Below are 24,913 nucleotides of genomic sequence, written 5' to 3'. Positions count from 1 at the left end.
AAGTGTCTTTGAGATAATTGTCACAATGCACAGAGAAAGGAATGACAACATGAACAAGACAACAACAAAAGTAGTTGCTGGTATTGCTGTGGTAGCTATGGCGGGAGCCCTGATTCTGATTCCAAGCCTGAACAAATCCAAGCCCCGTCCGCTAGAATCAGCGGATGCCGCACCTTCCGAGACAAATTCCAACACGATAGGAATTGCTAATGAAAAAGTGACCACGCCAGCCAAGGGCACCAATCACCCTTCTGCTTCAGGGGAGAACAATATCGATTCTACGATGACCATAATATATAAGGACAGTTACAAGACTGTTGTCCTATTCAATCAAGATCAGATCGAAGCATTAACCGGACAGGTACTTGACGCTGCTTCTATTAAAGTTGTACAAGACATGCTCCAACAAGAAGACACCTGGACCGCGCAGAACTTCTCGACGTCTGAGGCCAATTTGATCGCCAATGCAGCCAGCCAGGAATCGAATAAATTGCAATCGATCCTCACGAAAATCACGCAAAATAAAGTGGCCGATTTGAAGCTCGTCATCGTGCATAATGAGCATCATAGCAGTGCTAATTTTGGCGCCGATCATCGAGAGCAGGCTAACCAGAACGGTACAGACCTAGGGACGAATACAGAGGAACTGACCACGAGCATTACCAATTTCCTCGAATTCGAGCTGGAAGTTGATTATGCGCAAGGACAATATGAAGTGGATTACAAGAATTATCACGGCATGATTCAAGCTGAAATTGAAGATGAGAGAAGTAAGACTAATACGAATATACAAGGAGCCACAGCGCTGAAGCAGCTTGAGAAGGTTCTACCCAAGCTGGAAATTGAAAAGGATACGCCGAAGCAGGACGCTATCTCACGTACTTTGACGGCATTTCAATTAGCTGACAACTATAAAGAATTCGAGCTTAAAATCCATTTCCCAGATGGGGACCAGCTCACTTTCAAATCTAATAAGTAATACAGAATTATGCAAAACCCACCGTTAGGCTCTCAACCTTTAGCGGTGGGTTTCTGATATTAGGCTTTGCGCTTCATGCTGCGAATCATCTGCTTAGTCGCTTGATCTACACGGTAGGATTCCGTAATCTTCTGCAAGGCCTTGTTGTAAGTAAAAAGATCGAGCGTACTATGCTGTAAATAGGCCAATGTCGGTGCAGGCAGCTTAATATAGCAGATCGAGACCGCCCAAGCTACGGCCATTTTGACATAATAGCCCTCATGTCTGATCCCGTCCAAAATTTGCAGCACTCGATCGATATAATCCTCCAGCACATAATATTCCAACAGCATGACTGCCCCGAAGCGAATGTCGTACTCCTGATCGGATTGCAGATAAGGCTGCAGGAAATCCCATACCTTGTCCAGATGCGATCTCGTAAGCTTTAATCCGCCGCAGAAGCTGTCGCATACCGACCAATTATTTATTTTCGGAACAAACCGCGCTGTATATTCCAGCATCTCATCGATATCCTTCACCGCATAGCCGATAACCATGCCCTGCAGCATCGTCTCCTCGAAATAGTCGTCCTCGGCCTCAGCCAAATAGGAACGCCAATCGGAACGGGCGATTCTCTGGGCGATCTTCCGCAGAGCAGGCAAGCGTACCCCGGAGATATTATCGATATTTGGAATCAGCTTCGAACTAAATAGACGATATTCCTCCTCAGCTAATTCCAGAATCTGTTCCTTGATCGTCTTTTCCATAATATAACCTCCAATCCTAACTCAGGTGACCCTTCAAACAAAAAAAGCCCAACGGTTTCAGTGCTTCCACCTCCCGTCAGGCTCCATCCTAATCCACTATTACTTGCCCGCAGGCTCGTAAATATCAAAATCCTTCACGACTTCATTGGTCTCGCCAGCCTTGAATATAGCTTCAATCAGATTCAATACGCGCAATACTTCGGCATTCTTCACGATCGGATCAGCTTTGCCTTCTAGCACATCTGCAAAATTATCGTAGAAGCTGCTCGAACGCTGGAACGGTTCTGGAAGAACTCCGGTAATCGTCGCTTCTTCAGATGGCGGCGCCATCGTCTTCGTTAATCCAACGCCAGCCCGGATCGGCTTAGGCTCAATTTTGTCCACTTCATTATTCCTTGTTACGGTTCTTCCGGTCAAGGACCAGTCTTCAATCACCGCAGCCCCCTCGGTACCCTTCACATACCATCTTGGCAAAGTAATATAGTTGGTCGTTCCTACCTCAACTAGAGCAGTAACCCCATTCTCAAATTGCAAAACCGCCTCGAATCCATCGTCAACTTCATCACCAAGAATGAAGCTAAGCTGGCTTCTAACGCTAACAATTTTGCTATCAATCATCTCTATCATCTGATCCAGCAAATGAACGCCCCAATCCAGCAGCATGCCGCCGCCATATTGCTTGATATGACGCCAGTCGCCTGGAATGCCATTCGCCCCATGTACTCTGGACTCGATTTGGAACAAGTCGCCAATCGTTCTTTCGTTATACATTTGCTTAACAATCAAGAAGTCCTCATCCCAACGGCGATTCTGGTGGACCATTAGGACCTTGCCCGCCTCATCAGCTGCCGCAACCATGTCTTGGAAATCGCTCACAGACATCGTAACCGGCTTCTCGCAAATGACATGCTTGCCAGCTTGCAAAGCTTGAATCGCCAGATCCTTATGCACATCATTTGGCGTTGCAATTAATACAACCTCAACTGAAGAATCGTTCAACACCGCTTCAAAGCTGTCATAAGCATGGTAGCCCGCTTGCTTCGAAGCTTGACGACGCTCCTCAAGCACATCATAAGTACCTTTGACCTCTACTCTTCCATTCTCTGTAATCAAGTGACCGTGATAGCTTCCCATTCCACCGTAGCCAACGATGACCACGGAATGCTTAGCATTGCTCATGAATGTAATCTCCCTTCCCTTGTGCAAAACAGTATGATTTATTTATCCCTCAGTGCGAAGCTATAAGGGGATTTACTCATTTTACTTCACTGTTCTAGTTTATTCTCTAATAACCCTGATGTAAATGCAAGCGGATTCAGAGATTTCGACATAATTCTTAATTTTCCCGTTTTCCTCTCTATTTTATCCTTATAATATGCTTCATTCTATCAGTAAAATCTTCATCTAGCTATTGCAAAATTGCGACAGGTTATGAATATAGGCATCTCTCCACGATCTCCCTAATATATTGTAGGAGAAAGGCGGAGATATACTTGAGGACAATCGTTGAACAGGAACAGCGTGCCATCTTTTTGGCCGCAGTCTGCGGACAGACTTATGAACAGTTCACTAATACGGATGGCTCATTCATCGTCCCCTTAAATTATTCGGTCAGGGACACGATCGAAGCAAAATCTATTATCAACGTATGGGAGCCCTTCGGCTTTATTCTGGAGTCCCCGCAGGAAATTATTATAGCCTTTCGTGGTACCAGTTCGACGACCGATTGGGTATCCGACATCATCGCCTCCCAGAAGAAATTCAAATATGTGAAGGAGGACTGTCTGACGCACCGCGGCTTTACAGACATCTATTCATCTGCCCGCACTCGAATCATGTCCGCTCTAGCCAACCTGCCCACTGATAAGACAATGTATGTTACAGGACATAGCCTTGGTGGGGCACTGGCGACATTATGCGCAATTGATATTGCCGCCAATACCGCTTACGACTCACCGAATTTATTCACGTATGGGGCTCCTCGTGTCGGCGATCCCTCTTTTTCAAAAATCTTTACGCAGTATGTACAGAGCAGTTACCGCATCGCTAATCAATTTGACGTTGTCACCCATGCACCGCCATCCATCTACAAGCTGCCTAAACGTCAGAAGAAGTTCTATTATAGTCATGTTCAGACTGCCTCTCCCCTGATCTTCCAGAATGGTTCATTCGGCGGTAATCATATCATAAGCAGCTATTTCGCAGAACTAACCAAGCTCCAGCCGCAATATGCCGAGTTGCTCTCTTCAACGAATCCGGGATTCTGTCCGGTCACTGAGACGAAAGAAGAAGCGTAATAGACGCTCCAAACGGGTTTTGGATAGACATTTTTAAAAACAGCCCTTAGTCCCTAATTAAAGGAAGAGACTAAGGGTTTACAGGTAGTGGACCGCGACTTACAATATATTCAATGATTAATTCATTGATTAATCATTGAATATATTGTAAGGAAGTGACGTTATGAGCAATCGGGAGTTACCCCATAACCACGGACAGAATATTGGCCCTGTACTGGAGCGAATGCCTGATATCAAGCACTTCCAAGAGGCTGCCGCTATCTTTCAACAGCTCTGTGATGGCTCGCGTCTGCGCATTCTATGGTTGCTCTGCCACTGTGAGGAATGCGGCATCAACATTGCTTCGGCTGTGGACATGAGTACCGCTGCAGTATCCCACCATCTTAAATCACTGAAGCTGCACGGCCTGATTACAAGCAGGCGGGCAGGCAAAGAGGTATACTACACGCTGGCTGATACGGAAACAGCACAGCTCGTCCACCAAATGGTTGATGACTTCTTCCAGTTGAGTTGTCCAAGTAAAGGAATTACTAACCATACGCATGAATAAAAAATAACGTGCTATCCAAAAAACTTGGAATAGCACGTTTTCGTTTCTATCTTATACTGCCACTTTCTTTGAAGAAACTTCGCTTCTATTTCCTGCATCTTTTGAAGCAGGTCTGTTGAACTCTTTAACATTCAGTGCACGTACAGCGTTGAGAATGGCGATAACCGAAACACCTACGTCAGCAAATACCGCCGCCCACATGGAAGCATATCCGAAAGCCGAGAGAACGAGTACGATCCCTTTGACTGCCAACGCGAACACGATGTTCTGACGTGCAATACGCAGCGTTTTTTTACTTATTTTCATTACAGTAGCGATTTTGGAAGGCTCATCGGTCATGATGACAACATCGGCTGCTTCGATTGCAGCGTCTGAGCCAAGACCTCCCATGGCGATGCCAATATCTGCGCGAGCCAGTACAGGTGCGTCGTTGATGCCGTCACCAACGAAGGCTAACATTCCTTTTTCGCTCTTCTTCTGCATGAGTTCTTCCACGCGTTCCACTTTATCAGCAGGCAGCAGTTCCGTATAAGCTTTGTCCAGATTGAGCGCTGAGGCAACCTTCCTGCCAACCGCGTCGCTGTCGCCAGTCAGCATAACTGTTTGTTTGATGCCAGCTTCTTTGAGATCCACAATCGCTTGTCGCGAGTCCTGCTTGATTTCATCCTCAATACGGATATATCCAGCATATTTGCCATCCACAGCTAAATGAACCACCGTACCGACCGATGCAGTATCCTTGTATACAATATGCTTCAAGTTCATCAGTTTGGCATTGCCTGCAAGAACTTCTTTCCCTTCAACAACGGCCTTCACACCATGACCGGCAATTTCCTCTATGTCCTTGATTTTAGCAGTATGAATCGTCTTGCCATAAGCCTTTTTAATGCTTGTAGCGATCGGATGACTCGAGTAGTCTTCCGCATATGCAGCCCATCTAAGCAGTTCCTCTTGACTAAACTGATCGGAATATACTTCACTAACAGCGAAACTCCCTTTTGTCAAAGTACCGGTCTTATCAAAGACAACCAATTCTGTATTCGCAAGTGCTTCCAAATAGTTGCTGCCCTTAACCAGAACACCCGATTTAGACGCTCCGCCAATGCCGCCAAAAAAGCTTAGAGGGACGGAAATGACGAGAGCACAAGGACAGGAGACAACAAGGAAGGTTAGAGCCCGCTCGATCCATATGCTGAACGGCTGGCCGATGATAAGCGGCGGCAGGATAGCCAAAGCAACAGCAGCAAAAACAACGATTGGTGTATAATACCGTGCGAAACGGGTGATAAAATTCTCGCTTTTGCTTTTTTTGTCGGATGCATTCTCCACCAGTTCCAAAATTTTCGCCACTGTGGACTGACCAAATTCCTTATTCACACGGATCGTAAGTTTGCCGGATTGATTGATACAGCCACTGATCACATTTTCTCCAGTGGACACATCACGAGGTACAGACTCACCGGTCAAGGCTGACGTATCAAGCGTTGAGTAGCCTTCTTCTACAATACCATCCAGTGGAACGCGCTCGCCGGGTTTTACCACAATAACTTCACCAACCTGAACTTCCTCCGGATCTACCTGAACAAGTAAACCATTGCGCAGCACGTTCGCATAGTCGGGACGGATATCCATCAAATCGGCGATAGACCGACGAGATCGGGATACTGCATAAGACTGGAACAATTCTCCCACTTGGTAAAATAACATCACGGCTACACCTTCAGGATTTTCCCCAAGGAAAAAAGCGCCGACGGTTGCGACAGTCATCAAAAAGTTCTCATCAAAGACCTGACCTCGAAAGATATTACGAACGGCTTTCGAAACAATATCCCAGCCGATAATAGTATAAGCACTGAGAAAAACAATTAATTCCAGCGATACTCCTAGAATATCAATTCCTAAAATATCAGTGTAGTGAAGTGGCAATCCTAATCCAAAAATGACCCCCGAAATCAGAATGCGCCATAAAAGTTTCTTTTCCTTTCTGGACATCGTTATCTTCCTCCTTATGAGAAAAGCAGCGGTTGCGGTAACACAACCACTGCCTTGATGTGATTTGGAACCCTATCCTGTATTAATAAGACACCACTTACGATAAGATAACAACATCCGGCTCAATTTTCTTCACGGTCTTCTTGACTTCTGCCAGAACTTCATCGAACTTATCATCCGGCGCTTCCAGTATCATCTTTTGGCTCATAAAATTCACTTTTACATCGGTAACGTTGTCTAACTTCCCTATTGCATTCTCAATTTTGGCGGCGCAGTTAGCACAATCCAAATCACTTAGCTTAATATTTTTTTTCATGGTAATTCCCCTCTCGTATAAAAAATGTTATGATTGAATTTAATCAATACAACAATCAAATGATTGTTTGATTGTTTATGACTACAGTATATTCACTTAGAAAAAACAAGTCAACGCTTTAGACCAAGTAAGTCCGAACGGGCGAAAACGATGTCTATTTGGTATAAAATTTCTTATCAAAAGCGGACTTTTTGAAGTACCTCTATAAAAGGAGATGTTTTGGGTGATTACCTCTGTTTACTCTTATTTCAACAACGGCGTTATCATTGAACAAGATGAGCATCACACAACCTATAAACAGAACCTTGTGGAAGGAGAGGGAACTGCGTCGATCTATCCGCTGCTCTCCGGTATAGAAATCATCCGGCTAGACTTCAAGGCTTCACGCTATATCCCCGCTATTCATAGAGAGAAGAATGTTTTGACAATCAATCATTGCTTGGAGGGTCGGGCTGAATGCCGCATGAGTGACGGCTGTCTGCAATATATCGGCGAAGGCGATTTGTTCCTGAATACAATGCACAATCCCAGTGACAGTATCGAACTGCCCCTGGGATATTACCGCGGTATTGTGGTCATGATCGATTTGGATAAGGTGGCTGCAGAAATATCTGATCTGCTTCCCGGTATCCCCATTCAGATTGGCGAACTTGTTAACAGTTTTTTTATAGAAGATGACTGCTTTCTAATACAATCCAAAGACGACATCCAACATATCTTTTCCGGAATGTACACCGTACCCAGCCAGGCTCGGAGCCTATACTTCAGGATTAAAATTGTTGAGTTGTTGATCTACCTATATTATTTCGATCCGGTAAAGGAAAAGCAGAAAAGGTTTTACGCACGGCAGCAGGTAGATATTGTTAAACAAATCGAGAAGCAAATGATCGGCGAACCCGGTCACCGCTTCACGATCGAAGAACTGGCACAGCAGCACTGCATCAGCCCTACTGCGCTAAAAGCATATTTCAAAGGTGTCTATGGAAAATCCATTGCAGCATATATGAAGGAGTACCGAATCCGTCAAGCAGCTTCACTATTGCGTGAAACCAATCAAAGCGTAGCCGATATTGCCATGTCCGTCGGTTATGAAAGCCAAAGTAAATTTGGGGCCTCTTTTAAGGAGATAATGAAAATCACCCCGCTTGAATACCGCAAGAAGTTCTTTTAACAGGGTTGCGCCAAATCAAGCACGAATTCCGACAGGGGGATACAACGTGCAAAATAAGCTGAGTCCAAAGACGGTGCGAAGCTATGTCTATAATTAAAAAGACTGCCCTGCTTCTTGAACATGACAGTCTTTGAACTATTCATTTATGAATTAGCGTTTCGATTTGTAGAACTCATGATACAGCTTCATCAGAGCCCGCTTCTCGATCCGCGACACATAGCTGCGGCTGATCCCAAGCTCTCTGGCAATTTCGCGCTGGGTTCGCTCCTCGCCTCCATGCTCGAGGCCAAACCTTCCTTTGATGACTTCCTGTTCCCTGGAATCCAGAATATCAAGGTTCTGATATATTTTGCTCTTCTCCATCTTAAGCTGAACCCGGTCGACGACATCGTCCTCTTCCGTTCCAAGAATGTCAATTAATGTAATTTCATTCCCTTCTTTGTCAGTTCCTATTGGATCGTGCAGTGAGACGTCCTTACGGATTTTCTTCAGCGACCGGAGATGCATCAGTATCTCATTTTCTATACATCTAGCCGCAAAGGTCGCCAGCTTCGTTCCTTTGTTCGGACGAAAACTCTCAATCGCCTTGATCAGGCCAATGGTGCCAATTGAGATCAGATCCTCTAGATCCTCGCCGGTGTTATCGAATTTCTTTACTATATGCGCGACCAACCTAAGGTTATGTTCAATCAACAGGTTACGGCTCACGGGATCACCTTCGGCCATGCGCTGAAGATGTAGTGTTTCCTCTGCTTCTGTCAGAGGTTGGGGAAAAGCGTTATTTTTGACATAGGAAACGAGCAGACTAAGCTGCTGAATAAATAAAGCAATCATACTGAATATTCCTGGCATAGATGACAACACCTCCTGAGGAATAAGTGCTTTCTCTGTGGTCTGTTCATTGTATGTAGGCTCGAGCCCAGTCGTGCCTGTACAGCGGAAAAAGAAATAACCCTTCTATAATTATCTTCCCAGAACCTATTCCATCAGTACTTCATACGTTAATGAACCATCTCAAACACATCCTGCTTAATGAGATAAGCAAGCATCCGCTTCATTTCTCACTCGCATCGGCCTTGACAGGTACCATAAAATGAAAGAACAAGTTCATTCATTTTGTAACTCTATTTGACTCATCATCATTCTTTTTCATAAGATTTCAGAGCACTTTTAGCGACACTCCCGAAATCAATAACCCTTTCAATATTAGACGGGAATGCAAGTCTAAAATTTATAAGACTCGAATCCGGAACTCTCTGACGGCCAGATGAACCAGTCATATTAGAAATGGCATGTGTCCTAAAAATCTCAGAACGAGATAGGAAATACGCATATTCACTTAAGTCCATCCTCCTAGAACTGTACGAGATTGTCTAAAAAGATAACCAAAAAAGACCTAAATTATCGGAAGGCAGGGAAATGCTCCCTGCTTCCGTAATTTAGGTCTTGCCTGTTTCACCAGTAACAGCCCTGTATTCAGTTTGTCTTCTTGCTAAGAAATTTAGCACATTCCAAATGGAACAACGCTTACTTAAAGGCGAGCGGAAGCTGATAGTCTATATCCGGCCAATGCAAATGCGCAAGTTTCGGGCTGCTCCAGCCCCGAAACTTGCGCATCCTGCAATCGCCGCAGCTTTGGCACTTCAGACTCAATAGCTGCCCGGGGCTTCCGGATTGGTAAATACCGCCTGCCGCTTATTTTCCCGGTGATCGCCGAACAATTTCCACAGGCTCCAGACCGATAAGCGGTTCATCGTGGACATCGCTTCCATAATCGGGATTTCCATCGGGCAGACCTCCTGGCAAGCCAGCGACTTCGAGCACCCGTCATAAATCCGCTTTGTGTATTCCTTCTTGAACGCCTTGTCTTCACTCATCAATGTCAGATTGACCATAGACATGGCCGGGGCCATACCGGCGAAAATGCCGTCCAGACTATAATTCGGACAAGCCTCCAGGCAACTGCCGCACATTAGACATTGGGATACATCATATTGCATAGGCACCCGGGCGGGCCGGACTTTGGCCGGCTCTTCAAGCCACAATTTCATTTCCTGCATGGCCGCAAACATGCGGCTGCGGTCAACTGCAAGATCCGCTACAACAGGAAACTTGCTTAAAGACTGGATATTGATTTCCTCGCTCGTTTCAAGAATTTCATCGCAGAACATTTGGCAGGACAAGCCCGGACGGTCATTGACGACCATTGCGCAAGCTCCGCACAGCCCTTGCTCGCAGCTGCATTCCCAATGGATCGGCCGTTCTTCTCCCTCCCCTTGCATAATTCCATCGTTCAGCTCATTGATTAAAGTCGCCACCGATATATTCAAATCCCCGCTGTATTTGAATCTCTGCCAATACGCTTCCGCATCGGCATGCTCCTGCCGCAGGACGTTTACTCTGACACTCACCGCACCTGCTCCTTTCTACATAAAAGCTATATTGACCGTTTTGTTGTCGTACAGCGCGGACGATGACTTTTTGAACCGTCCATCGTTCTTCTCGGCAAAATCCGTCCGTTGATGAGCCCCTCGGCTTTCTTTCCGCTCCAGCGCCGATTCCACCATAGCCAGAGCCAACAGCAGATTGGCGTCTAGCGTCCGGGTTTCATAAAATCGGCAAGGATGACGCACCCTTCCGGCTTCCTCGCGCATGGCCTCCAGCCGTTTCTTGGCCTTGAGCAGCTCTCTTTCCTTACGGTAAATCCCCATTGAGCCGTACATGATCTCCGACAGTTCCTTTCTCAGTTCCAGGAATTTCCCCTGCGAGCCGCGCGGAAGCTGATCCCACTGCCGCAGATCCAGCAATGCGGCCTCCACGCCCTGCTCACCCAGCCGGTTCGCGACCGCATGATCAATCGGGTCCGCTGAACCGGCGCTTTTTGCGGCAAAGAATCCGCCGCAGAGCGCGCCAAGCAGCGAATTTCCGCCCAGCCGGTTGGCCCCGTGGTATTGGGCGGAGCATTCTCCCGCCGCAAACAGCCGTTTTATATTGGTTCGATGCTCCTTGTCCGTCTTAATGCCGCCCATAAAGTAATGAATGCCGGGCGCCACGGGAATAGGTTCTTTGTATGGATCAAGCTTCAAATATTTGCGGCAGACGCTAACCACTTCATCCAGTTGAGCGTCAATTACCTGCCGGGGCAGATGAGACACATCCAAATAGACATACGACTTGCCGTCGATGCCGAGGCCCAGCTCATTGCACACCTTGTGGATGCTCTGACTGACCACATCGCGGGGCATAAGCGCTCCCTGCTCGGGATACCATTCCTCCATGAAATACCACGGTTTTCCCTCCTTCGGCACAAACAGCCGGCCGCCCACGCCGCGCGCCGCTTCCGTAATAAGCATCTGTTTGGAAGCGGTATACACCGTAGTCGGGTGATACTGGATCATTTCCAGATTGGCCAATTCTATGCCTTGGAGCAGCAATCTGCCCGCCGCATAGCCGTCATTTAACCGGGACCCGGTTGTCTGCCCGAACACGCCATTGGGTCCGCCTACAGCCATAATGACCGCATCCGCCGTTATGCTTTGCCATTCATTTGTATCCTCTCGCAAAATAACGGCGCCCGCGCACTCCTTGTCCTCCAGCAGCAAATAATAAAATCTCCAACCGGTCAGCCGCCTGATTGCACCCGCCGCCTCATGTTTGCGGCAAGCCGCAATCAAGGCCGTGCTTATTTGCTTTCCGGTACGGGCGCCCGCATATGCCGTCCGTTTCTTCTTCTGTCCGCCGAAGTTGCGCAGATCGACCCGGCCCTGTTCGTCGCGCGTAAAGTTCACTCCAAGTTCCTCAAGCCAGCGGATGATTTCCGGCGCGGTACGCACCAGGTTCTCCACCGCTTCCGGATCATTGATGAAGCTTCCCCCTCGCATCGTATCCTCAAAATGCTGCTCCGGAGAATCGTCTTCCTGCTTCGTGTTCAGCGCGGCATTGATCCCGCCCATGGCCATAACGGATTGCGCTCTCTCCGAATAAGCCGGGGACACCAGCGTAACCGCGGCTCCATATTCAACCAGCTTTAACGCCGCCGTCATCCCGGCAAGACCGGCACCTACGACCAATATTTCCTTTCCCATTGTCTCCGCTCCTTCTCTTACACGTCACACGGTCCAGAATCTGATCTGGGAGCCGGCATACAGCACAAACATTAAAGCCAGAAAGATGTTGGTCCTTCTTTGTATCAACGGATAGGCCGCCCGTTGCCTGATCCATCCCATTGAAATGAAATGTTTGGGCACGCTGACGGCAATATGCACAGACACAATCAGAATAAAGAGCAATTCCACCGCACCGTATATCAGATTCAGCCATACGCCGTCAAGAGACTTGTTCAATTCAATCACCAGCACATGCAGCAGTAAAAAGACGCCGGTTAAAATGCCTGTCGCAAATTGCAGCATCATGCTCCCGTTCAATCCCGGATAGGTTTTTGCTTTTTTGTCGCGCTGCCGGTTCCGCACCATCAGAATAATGGCGAACAGCATGTGAACCGACATCACAATCGAAAGCACGCCGCCGATGCTCATATGAATATAGCTGTACGGCATCAGTCCCGCATAATAAACGCAGGCAAAACCCAGATGAACCATAAACAGCACCGTGCTTAACGCTCCAAAGACAGCCACTATTTTCTTCATTCCCCGATTCCCCGCAATCCATTGGTTTTCCATCTGATAAAATATCCGACACAACATAACGCTCCCAGGTCTGCGCCGGCTAAGCCAGACTTCTGAACCGCTTCTCCCGTTTGCTGGTAATGAAAATGGAAACCGTTAATATGACGACCGCCATCCCGCCGAGCAGCGCCAGCATTCCCGATACATCCGCCGGCCCAAGACCCTGCTGCAAATTGAGAATGGCCGCCATCGCCCATCTGGCCGGAGAAATATACGAAATGGTATTGATCACATCGGGAAACAACTCCACCTGGATAAAGCAGCCGCCCAAAATGACAAACAGCAGATTGGCGAAATTGGAAATCATCGAAGCCGCATCCGACTCCTCGGTAACAGAGACATAAAAGGTGCCCAGAGCTACGGCAACCAATGCGGTCAGGAACAAAATGAGAAACAGCATGCCGGGTTCAACCCCGATGGAGGTGTCCGTCAAATATTCCATGCCGAGCACGGCAAAGCCGATTTGAAATGCGGCAATCGTCAGGTTGCATACCACATTGGACAAGTAATACATCCATACCTTGGCCGGAGAAAGAAAGATTCTGGCATAAATGTTGCGTTCTCTGTCAACGTTGACGACGTTGGCAATTGCCGAAGAATTGAAGAAAACAAATAAAATAAGAAAGCCCAGAAAAATATTCGAGTTATTGTATTCGGTATACAAATCATTGAGCGAGGATTTCTCCACATATTCGGATGTAGCGATATAATTATCCACCGATTGTTCAAACACGGCGGCATCGCCGCCCGATATTTTGCCCAGGTTGCGCAGATTGAGCAGATGGTTCTTAAGGATGGCCTGCAGCAATGTGTAGACATTCTGCTCCTCATTGCCGATGACCCGAATATTTTCTATGGTGTTATTCAGCAGCCCGTCCTGAAATCCGTCTCCAATAACGAGAGCAACGTTGATCTTATTGCTCTGGAAGCCGGCCTCAACTTCATTTTCGTTCATATCGAACACAGTGATTCCGTCCAGCCCGCCGACAATGCGGGTGACGGCTTCCGATACGAGGCTGTGATCGCCATCCGCAAGGCCGATGTTGACCATGCTGCTCGAATAGCTGACTACCTTGCTGGCAATCAGAAGCACAATAATCGGAGCAATCGTCATCAGCAGAAAAGAAACCGGCTTATGCAAAATGGAAATTCTTAAATTGTTTTTGACCAGAGCGGCAAACGACCTCATGCTTTTTGCGCCTCCTTCTTTTCCTTCGCCAGTATAATGAACAGACAGGCCCCAATCAGCACAAGGAACGCGGCGGCGCTCACAAGCAACAGTTGGCTGTCATCCGCATAGATGCTTCTAAAGATTCCGACATTCGCCCACCGCAGCGGAGACACGAACAATATTTTGCCGAACACGCCTCCCATATCATAAGGAAACGGAGTATAGGAGCCGCCAAGGAATGAGAAGATCGGAATAATCAGCACCGAAAGCAGCACATCCACTTTGCCCCGGGTTTTGAGCAATTGCGCGATCAGCATGCCCAGAGCGGCGTTGAACACCGCAAACAGTACAATATACAAGTACATCAGTACAGGGATATCCCCCCATTTCACATCGAGATATGTAATGGAGAACAGAAAGGCCGGAATAAAAGCGACAAGTGCCACAATGGAGTAGGCAATTAAAGAAGCGCCATAATAACGGGCACGGGTCAGGCCGGTCAGCGCAATCCGTTCCTTTACATTTGTTTTGCGGTCATGGAACAGATCTCCGATCGGGATAAGCATCACGTACAGCACCATCAGCGTAAGCTCGGCAACGCCGTAATAATCGTAAGAGCTCATAGCGTTTTGGGATGGAATGAACTCAACGGGAACTTCATAAGCCGCATTGTCGTTTCCGATCAGTTCAATGGCGTTTTCGGCATCAATCCGGTAAGCCTCTTTCACCGTCTGAATGCTGGAAGCCACGCTGCGGAACAAAGCCACCACCCGCGCGGTATTCAGCGGCTCCGACTCATTGCCGTACACCTGCATGTGCTCCCCGTTCAAATGAACGAACACCTTCTTGTTCACGCGCGCCTCCCGCTTGCCTTCCTCCTCGGACCCGGTATTGTTAATAACAATTCCGTAATCCTCTTCAATAGAAACGGATGCGGTGCTGAGCGCGTCAAGCACCTCTTGGGAAATGCCCTCGGATTCATCCAGCAAAGCGACCTCCACCTTGCTCAGGTTGGATTTGTCGGAAAAAGCGCCATCCAAAATGGATCCAATCAATATCATTAGAAAGATCGGAAAGATCAGCAAAAACAAAAACCATTTCGGATTGCGAATCTGATTGCGGACAACTTTCTTTATGATCTGAAACATACCATCGTCCTTTCCTGTTTCCTTCTTGATCAATCACGCAATTTTCTTCCCGTCAAAGTTAAAAATACGGTTTCCAGCGTAACGTCCTTGAAGCCGATGTCCCTTACCTTCACATTTCGGGCGGTGACATAATCAATAATTGCGTTCAAATTATCCACATCCTTATTCGACTCCACCTGAACCTGATTGTCATGAATCTCCACATTGATGACACCGTCAATGGCCAGCATCTCTTCCCTGTCCAGTTCTTCCGCATAATCGACGGTCAACTGCAGTGATTTCTTGTCGTCGATTCGCTCGGTCAACTCTTTCTTCGTGCCCAAAGCGATAATCTGTCCCTGATCAACGATGGCGATGCGATTGCAGATCGCCTCGACTTCTTCCATGTAGTGGGTAGTGTAAACTACGGTTACACCTCTTTCGTTCAGACGCTGCACAGATTTGAGAATATGGTTTCTCGACTGCGGATCAATGCCCACTGTCGGCTCGTCCATAATGATAAGCTTGGGGCGATGCACCAGGGCGGCGGCAATATTAAGGCGTCTCAGCATACCGCCCGAGAACGTCTTCGCCTTTTTGCGCCTGACTTCGGTAAGACCCGTAAACTCCAACGCTTCATCAATGCCCTCTTCCAGCGTCTTTCCGCTCAAACCGTACAGTTCTCCGAAAAACTTCACATTTTCATAAGCGGTAAAATTGTCGTACAACGCGATATTTTGCGGAACAAACCCCAGTTGTTTTCTCCCTTCTTCTACCTTTCCCCCGAACAGGCTCACCTTGCCGGAAGTCGCGTGAAGCAGCCCGCATACTAGATTAATGGTTGTGCTCTTGCCTGCGCCGTTCGGACCAAGCAGACCGAATACTTCCCCTTCCGCAATGGACAGGGTGAGACCGTTCACGGCAGTATGGTCGCCGAATCGTTTCACCAGATTCTCGATTTCAATTACGTTCATCCCTAAATCCCCCAGTCAATTGTAATAGGCCCGTTCGTGGCAAATATCCACCAGCCTGGCGCGCATATGAAACAGCAGCGTATTCGGGTTGTCCACAAAATAAAAATGATTACCTTGAAAAAGTGTGAAGGCAAATTTCCGCGTAGTGTAATCCTTCCAGCCTTCCAGTTCAGTCCTGGTGGCAACGGCATCCCGGCTGCCGCCGTATATCTCAAAGGGAACCGGCAAGGCCCGCGCACCTTCAGAGCAATAGGTCTCGCACAGCTTCATGTCTTTTCTGAAGGTAGGCAAAATGAGCTGCAGAAACTCCCTGTTCTCGCTGAAGGCTTCCGGAATGCCGCCAAGACCGATAATGCGCTCTATAAATTCGGCATCGCTTTTCAAATAGAGCTTGTCATTGCCGTCCGCGGTCAGGCACTCGGTGAACGAGTTCATATGATGGGGAGCTTTAATGCTGGAGATCATAATACAATCCGGCAGCGCGATATTTCGGCTGTATAACCGCTGCGTCAGTTCATACGCCACCAGGCCGCCCATGCTGTGGCCGAACAGAACATAAGGAATGTCCGTATACGGCTTTATTTCCTCCGCCAGCCGTTCGGTCAACGCCCCGATCTCATCTATCGCGGGCTCCATCATTCGCGCGCCTCTGCCGGGAAGGCGAACAAAGGCTGTTTCCACAAACGAAGGCATTTTCTCTTCCCACTGTAGATAAGTGGACACATCCCCACCTGCTGGAGGAAACAAAAACAACCTTAAGTGCACGTCGGATTTTTCTCCTTTTCTTTTGAAAAAAAACCAGGGCTTTACTTCCTGCATCAATATTATCCTCCCATCCTTAAAAGCCGAAATTGAGATACGTGTTGAGGGTATGGGACAATCCGAAAAGAATGGCCAGAGCAAAGCCGAGCCGGTCCTTGCGCCACTTTCCGGCAAGCGCAAAATAGGTGGACGGGAAGACAGCCATGCCCATATAAACGGGAAAACTTCCGCTGATCAGCCCATAATCCCCGCCTCCGGCAAAATAACGGGTCCATAACGCATAATAAAGCAGCAAAAAGACACCCATACCGAGCACATATTTACTCTTCAGGGAAGGCTCCCCGGCATGAACCCGAAATACCAGCGCCAGCATCAGCAGCAGTTGGCTTCCGCGCTCAATCGCGCTGATTACGGGATAACGATCCATCATTTGCCCTGACCGGCTCAAATCTTTGCTCACATAAAGATAGAACAACACATTGGGAAGCAGCACCAGCAGAAGAATAACCAAACCTCTGAACGAGAAGCCGAATCTTTTTTTTCGCAAGCTGTAAAAATCCATGAAGCTTCCTTCCTTTCCTCCTGGAGAGCGCGGCTTAAGCCGTACTCTTATGCTGTTCCCACAGGGTGGAAACCCCTTTTTCAAACACCGATTTTCCCTTTTTCATTTCAAAAAACATCCAGACATGATAGACGGCGCCCATCAAACCGCCCAGTAAAGCGGTAATTTGCATCACTGTCATTTGTCCGTTCTTGAAATAAATAATTGTATCGGTCATCGCGAACACCATGGTCAGAATAAGATCCGCCCCTACAGCAATGCCCAAAATGTTGATTTTGGGTGAGAATACTCCATTTCTTTTGGCCAGAAGCGAAGTAACCAGATACCACAGGCCGAAGCCGCCGAACATCCAGATGAAATCAGGATCAATGGGAAAAGCCGCCACTTCCAGCGCCACACGGTACATTTCGCTTCCTGTCGAGTACAAGGTCATCACTTTCATGATGAAGATTTCTCTCATCCACTGAACACACAGCATGGCCGCCCCGCCGTAGCCAAGAATCGTTACCCATTTGTAGAACCCTTCCCATTCATAGCTTTTCGTTCTGACTACCGTAACGGCAGCCGAAACCCAATAGATGGAAAGGAAACCGACAATGACAAAAATATATCTCCACATATGCGGAATCAGCGGATGCGCGGCAATCTGCTCGTAAAATTCCGTACCTCTGTACCGCTCCGCCGGATCAAGCGGCATTAAAATGCCGATTCCCGTATATAGCAGGCCAATAAACAGGGACACCCACATTCCGCTGTTGTAAATACTCATCTTTTTGGCCTTCACTACATCCAAACGCTCGTTCATCGTTTATACCTCCCAAATTTTTTATCCTCATACGCTTTGCCGCTGGGGGTCGACCGTAAAGAAGCCGGTTTCTATGAAATAATCCAAATAACGGGCAAACATCGCCTCATCCACTTCGGGACAGGCAATTCCGGTATGCCGCAATCCCCGCTTGACATTGGTCTCGTCATAAACAATCTCGACATCCCACTCGGCCATATCCTCCGGAATGAAGGGCAGCATCGCTTTGACAGTGTTCAGCTCCGGATTTCGCGCGGCCCGTTCCACCAATTCGTCTTTCCAGCGCTCATATGGCATGGTGTCGACCTGAAAGCCATAACGCTTCATCCATTCATATACCTGGTGCAGCCGGTTCATTGTTTTGCCGGCAATATGGAAGTTGCGGTTGCGCGATTCCGGTTGCACGGACAAGGCGATGATGGATCGGCTGACATAATCGACGGGAATAAATTCGATCTTTACATCTTCATCGAACAACACCCCGGCTTCCACACAGCATTTGATCATCAGCCACATGATGTCCTTCGTCTGGCAGGCTCCCGTGACACTGGAGCCTGAAATGCGGCCTACGCGGTAAATGCTGACCGGAATGCCTCTTTCTTTGGCCAGCGCCATCATGTTCTCGGCTACCCACTTGCTCTGCTGGTAGCCGAGCACCAGCACCTCGTCGCTTGACGGCACCGTATCCTCATAAGCGACAAACCCATGCTCATGCGCCAGATTGGAGAACACATAATGCGTGGATATATAATGTACCGGCTTAACCGCACCGGCCGCGGCCAGCCGCAATATTTCTTGCGCTCCTTGAACGTTGACGTCTTTAATCATCGGGTAAGGCTCGAGAAAGTTAGTGATGGCTCCCGCGTGATAAATCATATGGATTTCATCCGCAAGCTCTTGGAAGTTCCGCGGGCCAAGACCAAGCAGCGGCTTGGCCAAGTCTCCGACGCGCACAACAATTCTGCCGCCGTATTCCGCTTTCCACAGGCAATACCGCTTCATATTGTCCACCACCCGCTCATAGCCGGACTGCGGGTTCTCCGCACGGACTAGTAGCACAACCCGGTAATCCGTCATCGCCATCAGTTCCTCCAGCAGAAAAGCGCCAAGAAATCCGGTCGCTCCGGTAAGCAGCACGGTCCGGACTGGAGCCGTTTCCGGCGGCTTTCCCTTTCCTTGTGCGGAAACGGCGTCGTCCAGCCATACCTCGCCCTTTAGAAACTCGCGGGTTCTATAACGGAAATTGCTGACCGCCGATTCATCCAGCTCCCGCTTGTCCTCTTCAATGCGGAGCGCATCGATGTACATGGCCATCTGCTCCACAGAAGAGCTGTCGAAGAAAATTCTCACGGGAAGCTTGACACCGAACGCCTGCTTGTATTTGACAATAAGCTGCGCCGCCATAACCGAGGTGCCGCCCAAGCCGAAGAAATTGTCCAACACTCCTACCCGGTCTATACTCAGCACCTCAGCCCACAGCCCGGCGATAAGGCGTTCGGTTTCAGTTCGCGGCTCCTTATATTCCGCCTGAATGCCGGCCCTTGTTCTGGCTTTGGAATCGCCGATGGCCCGCATAATTTCCTCCACCGAACGGGTATCGTCTATAAAACGGACAATTTCCTCCCGCTCGGACGGCTTCATTCCCTTCCACGTATCGGCCATGAACCGGTACGGATCAAAAGAAGCTTCGGTTTGCCCGTGCCGCGCGGCTTCCGCGGCAGGCTTCCGCTCCGCCGCTTCCGGGTCCCCGCCCTGGCCGCTCTGCAGTGAAATGTCGGCATATTCCTCAAGCAATTCGGCGGGAATTGTTATTTTCTCGCCCGCCCGCACACGTTCCGGAGCAATTTTCGCAATATCGGCCAGGAAGCGGGCGGCCAGCTCGTTTCTGCCGTTTGGACGGTACTGCAGCGTCAGGCAATCGCAGCCATATTCCCGGATATTCGAAATCAATTGCTGGACCAGGTGAAACTCGGCGTTTTTGCCCAGCACCCGGCAATTCAGCAGTAAATTATCCACCGTAAAGGTAAAGTCATGGAAGCCAACGGTTCCGATCACCACGCCGGCAATGCCGTAATCACCGAATCGGTCCTGCACGCGGACGGTATAAACCGCTTTATCTTCCTGGCTGAGCATGGACAGCAGTTGATCACTAGTCCATATTTGTCCGGTGAGATTGAAATCCTTGGTTGCATGCAGCAGATGCTCGACTGCTTCCGTCTGCGCCGGAGCCATTTTCGTCAAAGAAAGCTCAAGCCGAATGGAGCGCAAAAAATCCTCCAGCTTATAAGCCTTGTCCGCTTCGGCATCATCGGCATGGATGTCCTCCCTCTCGAAAAAACCGGATTCTGCAGGAAGAAGATCAAGCGCGCCGGACGCCGCCACACTCTCCATCCATAAAGCGGGATCATCCGGCAGCAGCAGGCGGCGAAGGCCATCCTGCGCCCCTTCTCCCGTATCCAGCACAAGAAACGCCTCCTGCACAACGCCATGACTCTCATGTATGCGGGCAACCGCCTCCGCAATTGAAGCGCAATTAAAGCAGGTGTAGCTGAACCGGTCCAGACTGATGCCCGGACCGGCGGAGGCAAATATCCGCTCGACCGCGGCCTGATCCGATCCGGAGCAGAGCAGCATTTCATGACCCCACTCTGCCAGTTCGCTCAAATAGGCTTGAAACAACCTGAGAGAATCATCGTCGGCAAGACTCGCTTCATTCAGTTCCCGCAACATTCCCGTATTTATCTGCTCCTCCCGCCCGCACAGTAAAAATTCCGCATCAAAAGTTAAAATATTGCGCGCGGGCTGTGTACTTAACCGAATGAGCCGGCCTATCACGGAAGCGGCTTCTCTGTAAATTTGATTAACATAAGGCACTTTGGCAAAGGCATACATCGCCATGCTGTAGCTGCTTGCCGCCCCGAAGCTGCGGACCAGTTCCTCCGCGTCGGCAAGCAACACATCTTCCGCCCGACGCAGCTTGTCGAGCAGCAGCAATCTCAACTGCATGGAGGTTTCCATGGCGCCCCGCTCCGCTTGCAGGTCGCCCGCTCCAAGCGGCCTGTTCTCATATACGGCCGGGAGTACGAAAATCAGCTTGGAGCCCAAATGCTCCTTCGCCCGGAGCACCGCTTCCACCAAGAGCGACAAATCATGCCTGCACTCGTCAAAGCTTTGTTTCCGGTAAAAATTGCGGCTGCCGAGAATTTCTTCCAAGCGCGGCCAGACGACGATATAATCCGGCCGCGCTTGGTACAGCAGGCTGTCCCCGTTTATGCACTGCGGGACAATCTGATTGTACGGCCCTGTCGTAACGGCGATATCGGGGCAACTTTTTCCAAGTTCCTCCGTCAAATACGTTTCCAGCATATTCGCGGTAAAGCTGGCCAAAATATAAATACTTTGCTTGCTGCGTCTCAACCGTTTCCCCCCTTTCGCTCTGCTCCTGCCATACCCTCTCACAGTGCGGCGCGAAATTGCTCCATCTTCTCTTTGATCCGGGTTAAAAAGCGAACCGCGTAATGCCCGTTGACGACACGATGATCGTAGGCAAGACCAAGATGGATATAACGCCGCTCGGCAACGGCGCCGTCTGCGAGAACCAATTCTTTCATGACCGCGCCGACGGAGATCATTGCCGTCTGCCCCGGAACGATGATCGGCAGCACGCCAACCACATCGGGATTTGTATTAAGACTTACCGTAATAACGCCATCCAGCAAATCCGCTTCTTCAAAGCTGTTGCGCAGCGCCTTGAACTTGTATTCCGTCATAGCTTCAACCGCGCGCTCCACCCGGAGCAGATCGGCATGCTTAAGAACCGGAATATACAGCCCGGCGCCTGCATCAACCGTCACTCCGACATTGACTTTGACAGCGGGAAGGAAGCTCTCATCTTTCTGAAAGCTTCCGAACATAAACGGAAATTCTTCCAGCAGCGGGACAAGCATAACCGGCAGTACTTCCCCGAACCCGACAAATTCCTCCAGCTTCTCGCCAAGGAGCTGCAATTCCCGCAGCATGTCATCGCAATACACCTTCATCAACAGAAATGCCCGCGGGATGGTAGCATAGGAGGCCGTAACTGTGCGGGACACCTGCTTTTGATTTTTGCTTAAAGCAATGCGCTCTGCCTGTTTCTCCCCTTTCCGCCTGAGCAGTTCTTCCAGATCGTCCAGCTTGATCAGCTTTTTGTTTAAAGAGCGCAGCTCTTCCGGCGAGAAGCGGTGCAGCTCCGCGAAATCCCGGGCCTGATGGGACAGCTTGTACCCTGCCGAATCATGCCGGGCGGGAGCCCCTGCCGCCGTTTCGCGAAAGGCATGCAATTCCTCCAACGTTTCAAACAGACAGGCGATATTGTCGCCGATCCGCACATCCGCCGACTCCCGGACGAGCGCAAGGAAATAACCGTCGGCCTCGCTTTCGATATCGATGGTCGCTTTGGAAGTCTCCACGGTTGCAAGCAGATCGCCGGAGCGGACCGCCTGCCCGTTCAGACAGTGGAACTGCTGGATCGTACAGCTTTCGTCATTTGCATTCATTCGGGGAACAACTACCGTAATCATATTCTCCCTCCCGTAACGGCTGTATCTTGGCGCGCCAGTCTCAGCGCGCGTTCATAAATATCCCTTTCGCTTACGAGCATCCGCCGTTCATGATGGACAGCGGCCGGAATAACAGTGTCGCGGGAACAGAGAAGCTCAACGGCACCTCCCCAATCACGGTTTAGCCGGGAATACAATTGAACCGCGATTCCTTCTCCCCAGCTGCCCCCGCTTGTCCCCTCTTCCACAATTAGCACTTTGCCTGCGGCTGCGGCTTCGCCCGCGATATCCTCGGTGCGGCACGGATACAGCTTGGACGGCACGCACAGCTTTACCTCGATTTCCTCTTCCATAATCAGCTTTTCGGCTGCCGCCAGACATATTGAAGCCATACCGCCCGGACAAATGATGACCACATCGGCAACCGCCTCCTGTTCAATGGCTGCGACCGCCCAGTTCCCGTCCGCTCCCCTGTAGGAATAACCGAACAAATCATCAATTTCCCCGTTTATGTACCTCCATTGGGCATAAGCCGTCTTCTCTTCAAAGAAGACACACGGGTTCTTTTCCTCAAGCATCCGTTTGAACACCGAGTAGTTATCGTGAAAAGGCGACATCTCATACACGCTCAAATGAGGAATGCCGATAAAGTATTTCTGCATGCTCTGGCTGTGCGTAGCCCCATATCCGCGATACCCGCCGTTCGCGCAGCGGACAATCATAGGAATATCAAGTCTTTTACCGTACATGGCGACCGATTTCGAAGCGAAGTTCAACAAGGGGTCGAAGGCAAGCGCGGCAAAGTCCGAGAACATCATATCGACAATCGGCCTCAGTCCCATGATGGCCATCCCGGCCGCCATATTGACAAATCCTTCCTCGCTGATCGGCGTTCCGATCACCCTCCCCGGGAATGAATCCGATAACCCTTTTGTAATTTTGAACGCCCCTCCATACGGCTCCGGCACGTCTTCTCCCATTACGATTACCGCATCGTCCTCAGTCATCAGCCGATGGAGGGCATTTCGGAGATTCTCATTCAACCGCTCGCTCTTCGTGTTCATCCCATACGGCCTCCTTCCGGCTTGCAACAAGCTCCCTTATGGCACGCATCCGCTGGACGGCGCGCTGCTCCAGCCTCTCGAACCGCTCGCAATCCTCGGCCGTCATCCGGCTGTGCCAGTCCTGCCGCTTTACCCGCTCCAGCTCGGCGGAATCGCGGGTATCATCCCCCTTGCTGTGAGAGGCGACCCTATCGGTTATAAATTCAATAACAAGCGGTCTGGATTCCGTGCGCACCCGCTTCACCGGTTCGCCGACAAGCTCGCGGATGGCAGGAATATGCCGGCTTTCCACGCGGAGATAGTCAAGCCCGAATCCCCGCACCCGGCCTTCAATCGTACCGGACATGCTGTCGTGCGGGGATGTCGACAAGGCGATGCCGTTATTCTCCACCACAATCACCATAGGCAAGTGCCAAATACCGGCGAAATTCAGACTTTCGTATACACAGCCTCTGCCGAACGTGCCTTCGCCGATATACACGAACACAATATCGCTGCGGTTTCTAAATTTGTGACTCCAGGCGATGCCTGCGCCCACCGCGATTCCTTCCCCTTGAATTCCCGTTGACAGGAACTGGTCCCGGTAAATATGCTGGCTGCCGCCTACTCCTTGACACACCGCTTCCGACTTGCCCATCACCTCTGCAAGCAGGCCTTCCACATCGCCCTCATCCCTGTATCTGGCCAGATAATGCCCATGCCCGCGATGATTGCTGACGACGAAATCATCCGCCCGAATGAACGGATTCAGCGCAACCGGAATGTACTCTTGCCCGATACATGTATGCGTCGTTCCCTTGATCTCGCCACACGCAAACAGCTCCAGTACCGTCAGCTCGTAATGGCGGATCAGCAGCAGCGTTTCCAGGTCCCCGTCGCTTACGCCTGCGGTTAACCGCTTCTCTTCCGCAACCGTCTCATGCAAGCACTTCATCCCCTATTCCTCTGCTTTTTAATGCGGAAATGAAAGCGGCATAATTCTTTAAACCTTTCATTTCCCTCACGGTAAACTTCACCTTGTACGTTTCCTCGATGGCGGCAATCAATTGGATATGTTTCATACTGGTCCATCCCGGATACACTTGCGGCGACAAGCCTTCATGTATATCCTGATGCTCGATGTTCAGAATTCCGGCTACGAGGTCTTTTAATTGCATATTCAATCCTTGTC

At 49.5% G+C, this 24,913-nt stretch carries 21 protein-coding genes and 1 pseudogene; 4 read left to right on the top strand and 18 right to left on the bottom strand.

Annotation, left to right across the window (positions count from 1 at the left end):
* Positions 1-49 precede the first annotated feature (49 nt).
* Positions 50-979: a YusW family protein gene (locus ABD014_RS10185; protein ID WP_343860523.1), complete on the top strand. Its 930-nt coding sequence runs from the start codon at positions 50-52 to the stop codon at positions 977-979.
* A 59-nt stretch (positions 980-1,038) separates the two neighbouring features.
* Here ABD014_RS10185 and ABD014_RS10180 read toward each other — a convergent pair whose 3' ends face one another.
* Together ABD014_RS10180 and ABD014_RS10175 are read right to left on the bottom strand one after the other, a co-directional pair.
* Positions 1,039-1,725, bottom strand: coding sequence for a DNA alkylation repair protein (locus ABD014_RS10180; protein ID WP_343860521.1), 687 nt, complete (start codon positions 1,723-1,725; stop codon positions 1,039-1,041).
* Between the two features lie 99 nt (positions 1,726-1,824).
* The gene (locus ABD014_RS10175; RefSeq protein WP_343860519.1) at positions 1,825-2,904 is read right to left on the bottom strand and encodes a Gfo/Idh/MocA family protein; all 1,080 of its coding nucleotides are present in this window, start codon (positions 2,902-2,904) and stop codon (positions 1,825-1,827) included.
* 314 nt (positions 2,905-3,218) lie between these two features.
* Between ABD014_RS10175 and ABD014_RS10170 the strand changes: the two genes are divergently transcribed.
* Positions 3,219-4,022: a lipase family protein gene (locus ABD014_RS10170; protein ID WP_343860517.1), complete on the top strand. Its 804-nt coding sequence runs from the start codon at positions 3,219-3,221 to the stop codon at positions 4,020-4,022.
* A gap of 163 nt (positions 4,023-4,185) precedes the next feature.
* Entirely contained in the window at positions 4,186-4,572 is a 387-nt protein-coding gene (locus ABD014_RS10165) for an ArsR/SmtB family transcription factor (RefSeq protein WP_343860515.1), read from the top strand.
* A 117-nt stretch (positions 4,573-4,689) separates the two neighbouring features.
* On the opposite strand, the pseudogene ABD014_RS10160 reads toward ABD014_RS10165, so the two are convergent.
* A pseudogene (locus tag ABD014_RS10160) lies at positions 4,690-6,880 on the bottom strand (heavy metal translocating P-type ATPase); the annotation flags it as partial.
* Positions 6,881-7,094: 214 nt separating this feature from the next.
* Here ABD014_RS10160 and ABD014_RS10150 point away from each other — a divergent pair.
* Complete coding sequence (locus tag ABD014_RS10150; RefSeq protein WP_343860509.1) at positions 7,095-8,051, top strand: helix-turn-helix domain-containing protein; 957 nt, start codon at positions 7,095-7,097, stop codon at positions 8,049-8,051.
* Positions 8,052-8,201: 150 nt separating this feature from the next.
* On the opposite strand, the gene sigK is transcribed toward ABD014_RS10150, so the two are convergent.
* From sigK to ABD014_RS10075, 15 genes are all read right to left on the bottom strand, one after another.
* Positions 8,202-8,903 carry an RNA polymerase sporulation sigma factor SigK gene (sigK, locus tag ABD014_RS10145; protein WP_343860507.1) on the bottom strand — a complete coding sequence of 234 codons (702 nt, stop codon included), beginning with the start codon at positions 8,901-8,903 and terminating at the stop codon, positions 8,202-8,204.
* Between the two features lie 797 nt (positions 8,904-9,700).
* Entirely contained in the window at positions 9,701-10,462 is a 762-nt protein-coding gene (locus ABD014_RS10140) for a 2Fe-2S iron-sulfur cluster-binding protein (protein WP_343860505.1), read from the bottom strand.
* A gap of 15 nt (positions 10,463-10,477) precedes the next feature.
* Entirely contained in the window at positions 10,478-12,136 is a 1,659-nt protein-coding gene (locus ABD014_RS10135; protein WP_343860503.1) for an FAD-dependent oxidoreductase, read from the bottom strand.
* 24 nt (positions 12,137-12,160) lie between these two features.
* Complete coding sequence (locus ABD014_RS10130) at positions 12,161-12,697, bottom strand: hypothetical protein (RefSeq protein WP_343860501.1); 537 nt, start codon at positions 12,695-12,697, stop codon at positions 12,161-12,163.
* Positions 12,698-12,776: 79 nt separating this feature from the next.
* The gene (locus ABD014_RS10125; RefSeq protein WP_343860499.1) at positions 12,777-13,925 is read right to left on the bottom strand and encodes an ABC transporter permease; all 1,149 of its coding nucleotides are present in this window, start codon (positions 13,923-13,925) and stop codon (positions 12,777-12,779) included.
* Positions 13,922-15,055 carry an ABC transporter permease gene (locus ABD014_RS10120; RefSeq protein ID WP_343860497.1) on the bottom strand — a complete coding sequence of 378 codons (1,134 nt, stop codon included), beginning with the start codon at positions 15,053-15,055 and terminating at the stop codon, positions 13,922-13,924. Before ABD014_RS10120 ends, ABD014_RS10125 begins: the two co-directional genes overlap by 4 nt.
* 29 nt (positions 15,056-15,084) lie before the next feature.
* Positions 15,085-16,008 (bottom strand): ABC transporter ATP-binding protein, encoded by a 924-nt coding sequence (locus ABD014_RS10115; protein WP_343860495.1) that lies wholly within the window; start codon positions 16,006-16,008, stop codon positions 15,085-15,087.
* A gap of 15 nt (positions 16,009-16,023) precedes the next feature.
* Positions 16,024-16,827 carry a thioesterase II family protein gene (locus ABD014_RS10110; RefSeq protein WP_343860493.1) on the bottom strand — a complete coding sequence of 268 codons (804 nt, stop codon included), beginning with the start codon at positions 16,825-16,827 and terminating at the stop codon, positions 16,024-16,026.
* A 19-nt stretch (positions 16,828-16,846) separates the two neighbouring features.
* Entirely contained in the window at positions 16,847-17,332 is a 486-nt protein-coding gene (locus ABD014_RS10105) for a hypothetical protein (RefSeq protein ID WP_343860491.1), read from the bottom strand.
* A 34-nt stretch (positions 17,333-17,366) separates the two neighbouring features.
* Positions 17,367-18,137: a hypothetical protein gene (locus tag ABD014_RS10100; RefSeq protein ID WP_343860489.1), complete on the bottom strand. Its 771-nt coding sequence runs from the start codon at positions 18,135-18,137 to the stop codon at positions 17,367-17,369.
* A 27-nt stretch (positions 18,138-18,164) separates the two neighbouring features.
* Positions 18,165-21,554 carry a thioester reductase domain-containing protein gene (locus ABD014_RS10095; protein WP_343860487.1) on the bottom strand — a complete coding sequence of 1,130 codons (3,390 nt, stop codon included), beginning with the start codon at positions 21,552-21,554 and terminating at the stop codon, positions 18,165-18,167.
* A 38-nt stretch (positions 21,555-21,592) separates the two neighbouring features.
* A complete protein-coding gene (locus ABD014_RS10090) occupies positions 21,593-22,699 on the bottom strand; it encodes a 2-oxo acid dehydrogenase subunit E2 (RefSeq protein ID WP_343860485.1) in 1,107 nt (368 codons plus the stop codon).
* The gene (locus tag ABD014_RS10085) at positions 22,696-23,742 is read right to left on the bottom strand and encodes an alpha-ketoacid dehydrogenase subunit beta (protein ID WP_343860483.1); all 1,047 of its coding nucleotides are present in this window, start codon (positions 23,740-23,742) and stop codon (positions 22,696-22,698) included. The genes ABD014_RS10090 and ABD014_RS10085 overlap by 4 nt, the downstream gene beginning before the upstream one ends.
* Complete coding sequence (locus ABD014_RS10080) at positions 23,714-24,676, bottom strand: thiamine pyrophosphate-dependent dehydrogenase E1 component subunit alpha (protein ID WP_343860481.1); 963 nt, start codon at positions 24,674-24,676, stop codon at positions 23,714-23,716. Before ABD014_RS10080 ends, ABD014_RS10085 begins: the two co-directional genes overlap by 29 nt.
* Positions 24,660-24,899 (bottom strand): acyl carrier protein, encoded by a 240-nt coding sequence (locus ABD014_RS10075; RefSeq protein WP_343860698.1) that lies wholly within the window; start codon positions 24,897-24,899, stop codon positions 24,660-24,662. The genes ABD014_RS10080 and ABD014_RS10075 overlap by 17 nt, the downstream gene beginning before the upstream one ends.
* Positions 24,900-24,913 lie beyond the last annotated feature (14 nt).

The sequence above is a fragment of the Paenibacillus motobuensis genome (assembly GCF_039521865.1).
Lineage (GTDB): Bacteria > Bacillota > Bacilli > Paenibacillales > Paenibacillaceae > Fontibacillus > Fontibacillus motobuensis.
The sequence above is the reverse complement of the archived record's forward strand: the minus strand, read 5'-3'. Positions and strand labels throughout refer to the sequence as shown.

What these genes read in the sequence shown, in the direction of transcription:
- ABD014_RS10185 (WP_343860523.1), top strand. Translation starts at nt 50, where the DNA reads ATGAACAAGACAACAACAAAAGTAGTTGCTGGTATTGCTGTGGTAGCT.
- ABD014_RS10180 (WP_343860521.1), bottom strand. Translation starts at nt 1,725, where the DNA reads ATGGAAAAGACGATCAAGGAACAGATTCTGGAATTAGCTGAGGAGGAA.
- ABD014_RS10175 (WP_343860519.1), bottom strand. Translation starts at nt 2,904, where the DNA reads ATGAGCAATGCTAAGCATTCCGTGGTCATCGTTGGCTACGGTGGAATG.
- ABD014_RS10165 (WP_343860515.1), top strand. Translation starts at nt 4,186, where the DNA reads ATGAGCAATCGGGAGTTACCCCATAACCACGGACAGAATATTGGCCCT.
- ABD014_RS10150 (WP_343860509.1), top strand. Translation starts at nt 7,095, where the DNA reads ATGTTTTGGGTGATTACCTCTGTTTACTCTTATTTCAACAACGGCGTT.
- sigK (WP_343860507.1), bottom strand. Translation starts at nt 8,903, where the DNA reads ATGCCAGGAATATTCAGTATGATTGCTTTATTTATTCAGCAGCTTAGT.
- ABD014_RS10135 (WP_343860503.1), bottom strand. Translation starts at nt 12,136, where the DNA reads ATGGGAAAGGAAATATTGGTCGTAGGTGCCGGTCTTGCCGGGATGACG.
- ABD014_RS10130 (WP_343860501.1), bottom strand. Translation starts at nt 12,697, where the DNA reads ATGAAGAAAATAGTGGCTGTCTTTGGAGCGTTAAGCACGGTGCTGTTT.
- ABD014_RS10125 (WP_343860499.1), bottom strand. Translation starts at nt 13,925, where the DNA reads ATGAGGTCGTTTGCCGCTCTGGTCAAAAACAATTTAAGAATTTCCATT.
- ABD014_RS10120 (WP_343860497.1), bottom strand. Translation starts at nt 15,055, where the DNA reads ATGTTTCAGATCATAAAGAAAGTTGTCCGCAATCAGATTCGCAATCCG.
- ABD014_RS10115 (WP_343860495.1), bottom strand. Translation starts at nt 16,008, where the DNA reads ATGAACGTAATTGAAATCGAGAATCTGGTGAAACGATTCGGCGACCAT.
- ABD014_RS10110 (WP_343860493.1), bottom strand. Translation starts at nt 16,827, where the DNA reads ATGCAGGAAGTAAAGCCCTGGTTTTTTTTCAAAAGAAAAGGAGAAAAA.
- ABD014_RS10105 (WP_343860491.1), bottom strand. Translation starts at nt 17,332, where the DNA reads ATGGATTTTTACAGCTTGCGAAAAAAAAGATTCGGCTTCTCGTTCAGA.
- ABD014_RS10100 (WP_343860489.1), bottom strand. Translation starts at nt 18,137, where the DNA reads ATGAACGAGCGTTTGGATGTAGTGAAGGCCAAAAAGATGAGTATTTAC.
- ABD014_RS10090 (WP_343860485.1), bottom strand. Translation starts at nt 22,699, where the DNA reads ATGATTACGGTAGTTGTTCCCCGAATGAATGCAAATGACGAAAGCTGT.
- ABD014_RS10085 (WP_343860483.1), bottom strand. Translation starts at nt 23,742, where the DNA reads ATGAACACGAAGAGCGAGCGGTTGAATGAGAATCTCCGAAATGCCCTC.
- ABD014_RS10080 (WP_343860481.1), bottom strand. Translation starts at nt 24,676, where the DNA reads ATGAAGTGCTTGCATGAGACGGTTGCGGAAGAGAAGCGGTTAACCGCA.
- ABD014_RS10075 (WP_343860698.1), bottom strand. Translation starts at nt 24,899, where the DNA reads ATGCAATTAAAAGACCTCGTAGCCGGAATTCTGAACATCGAGCATCAG.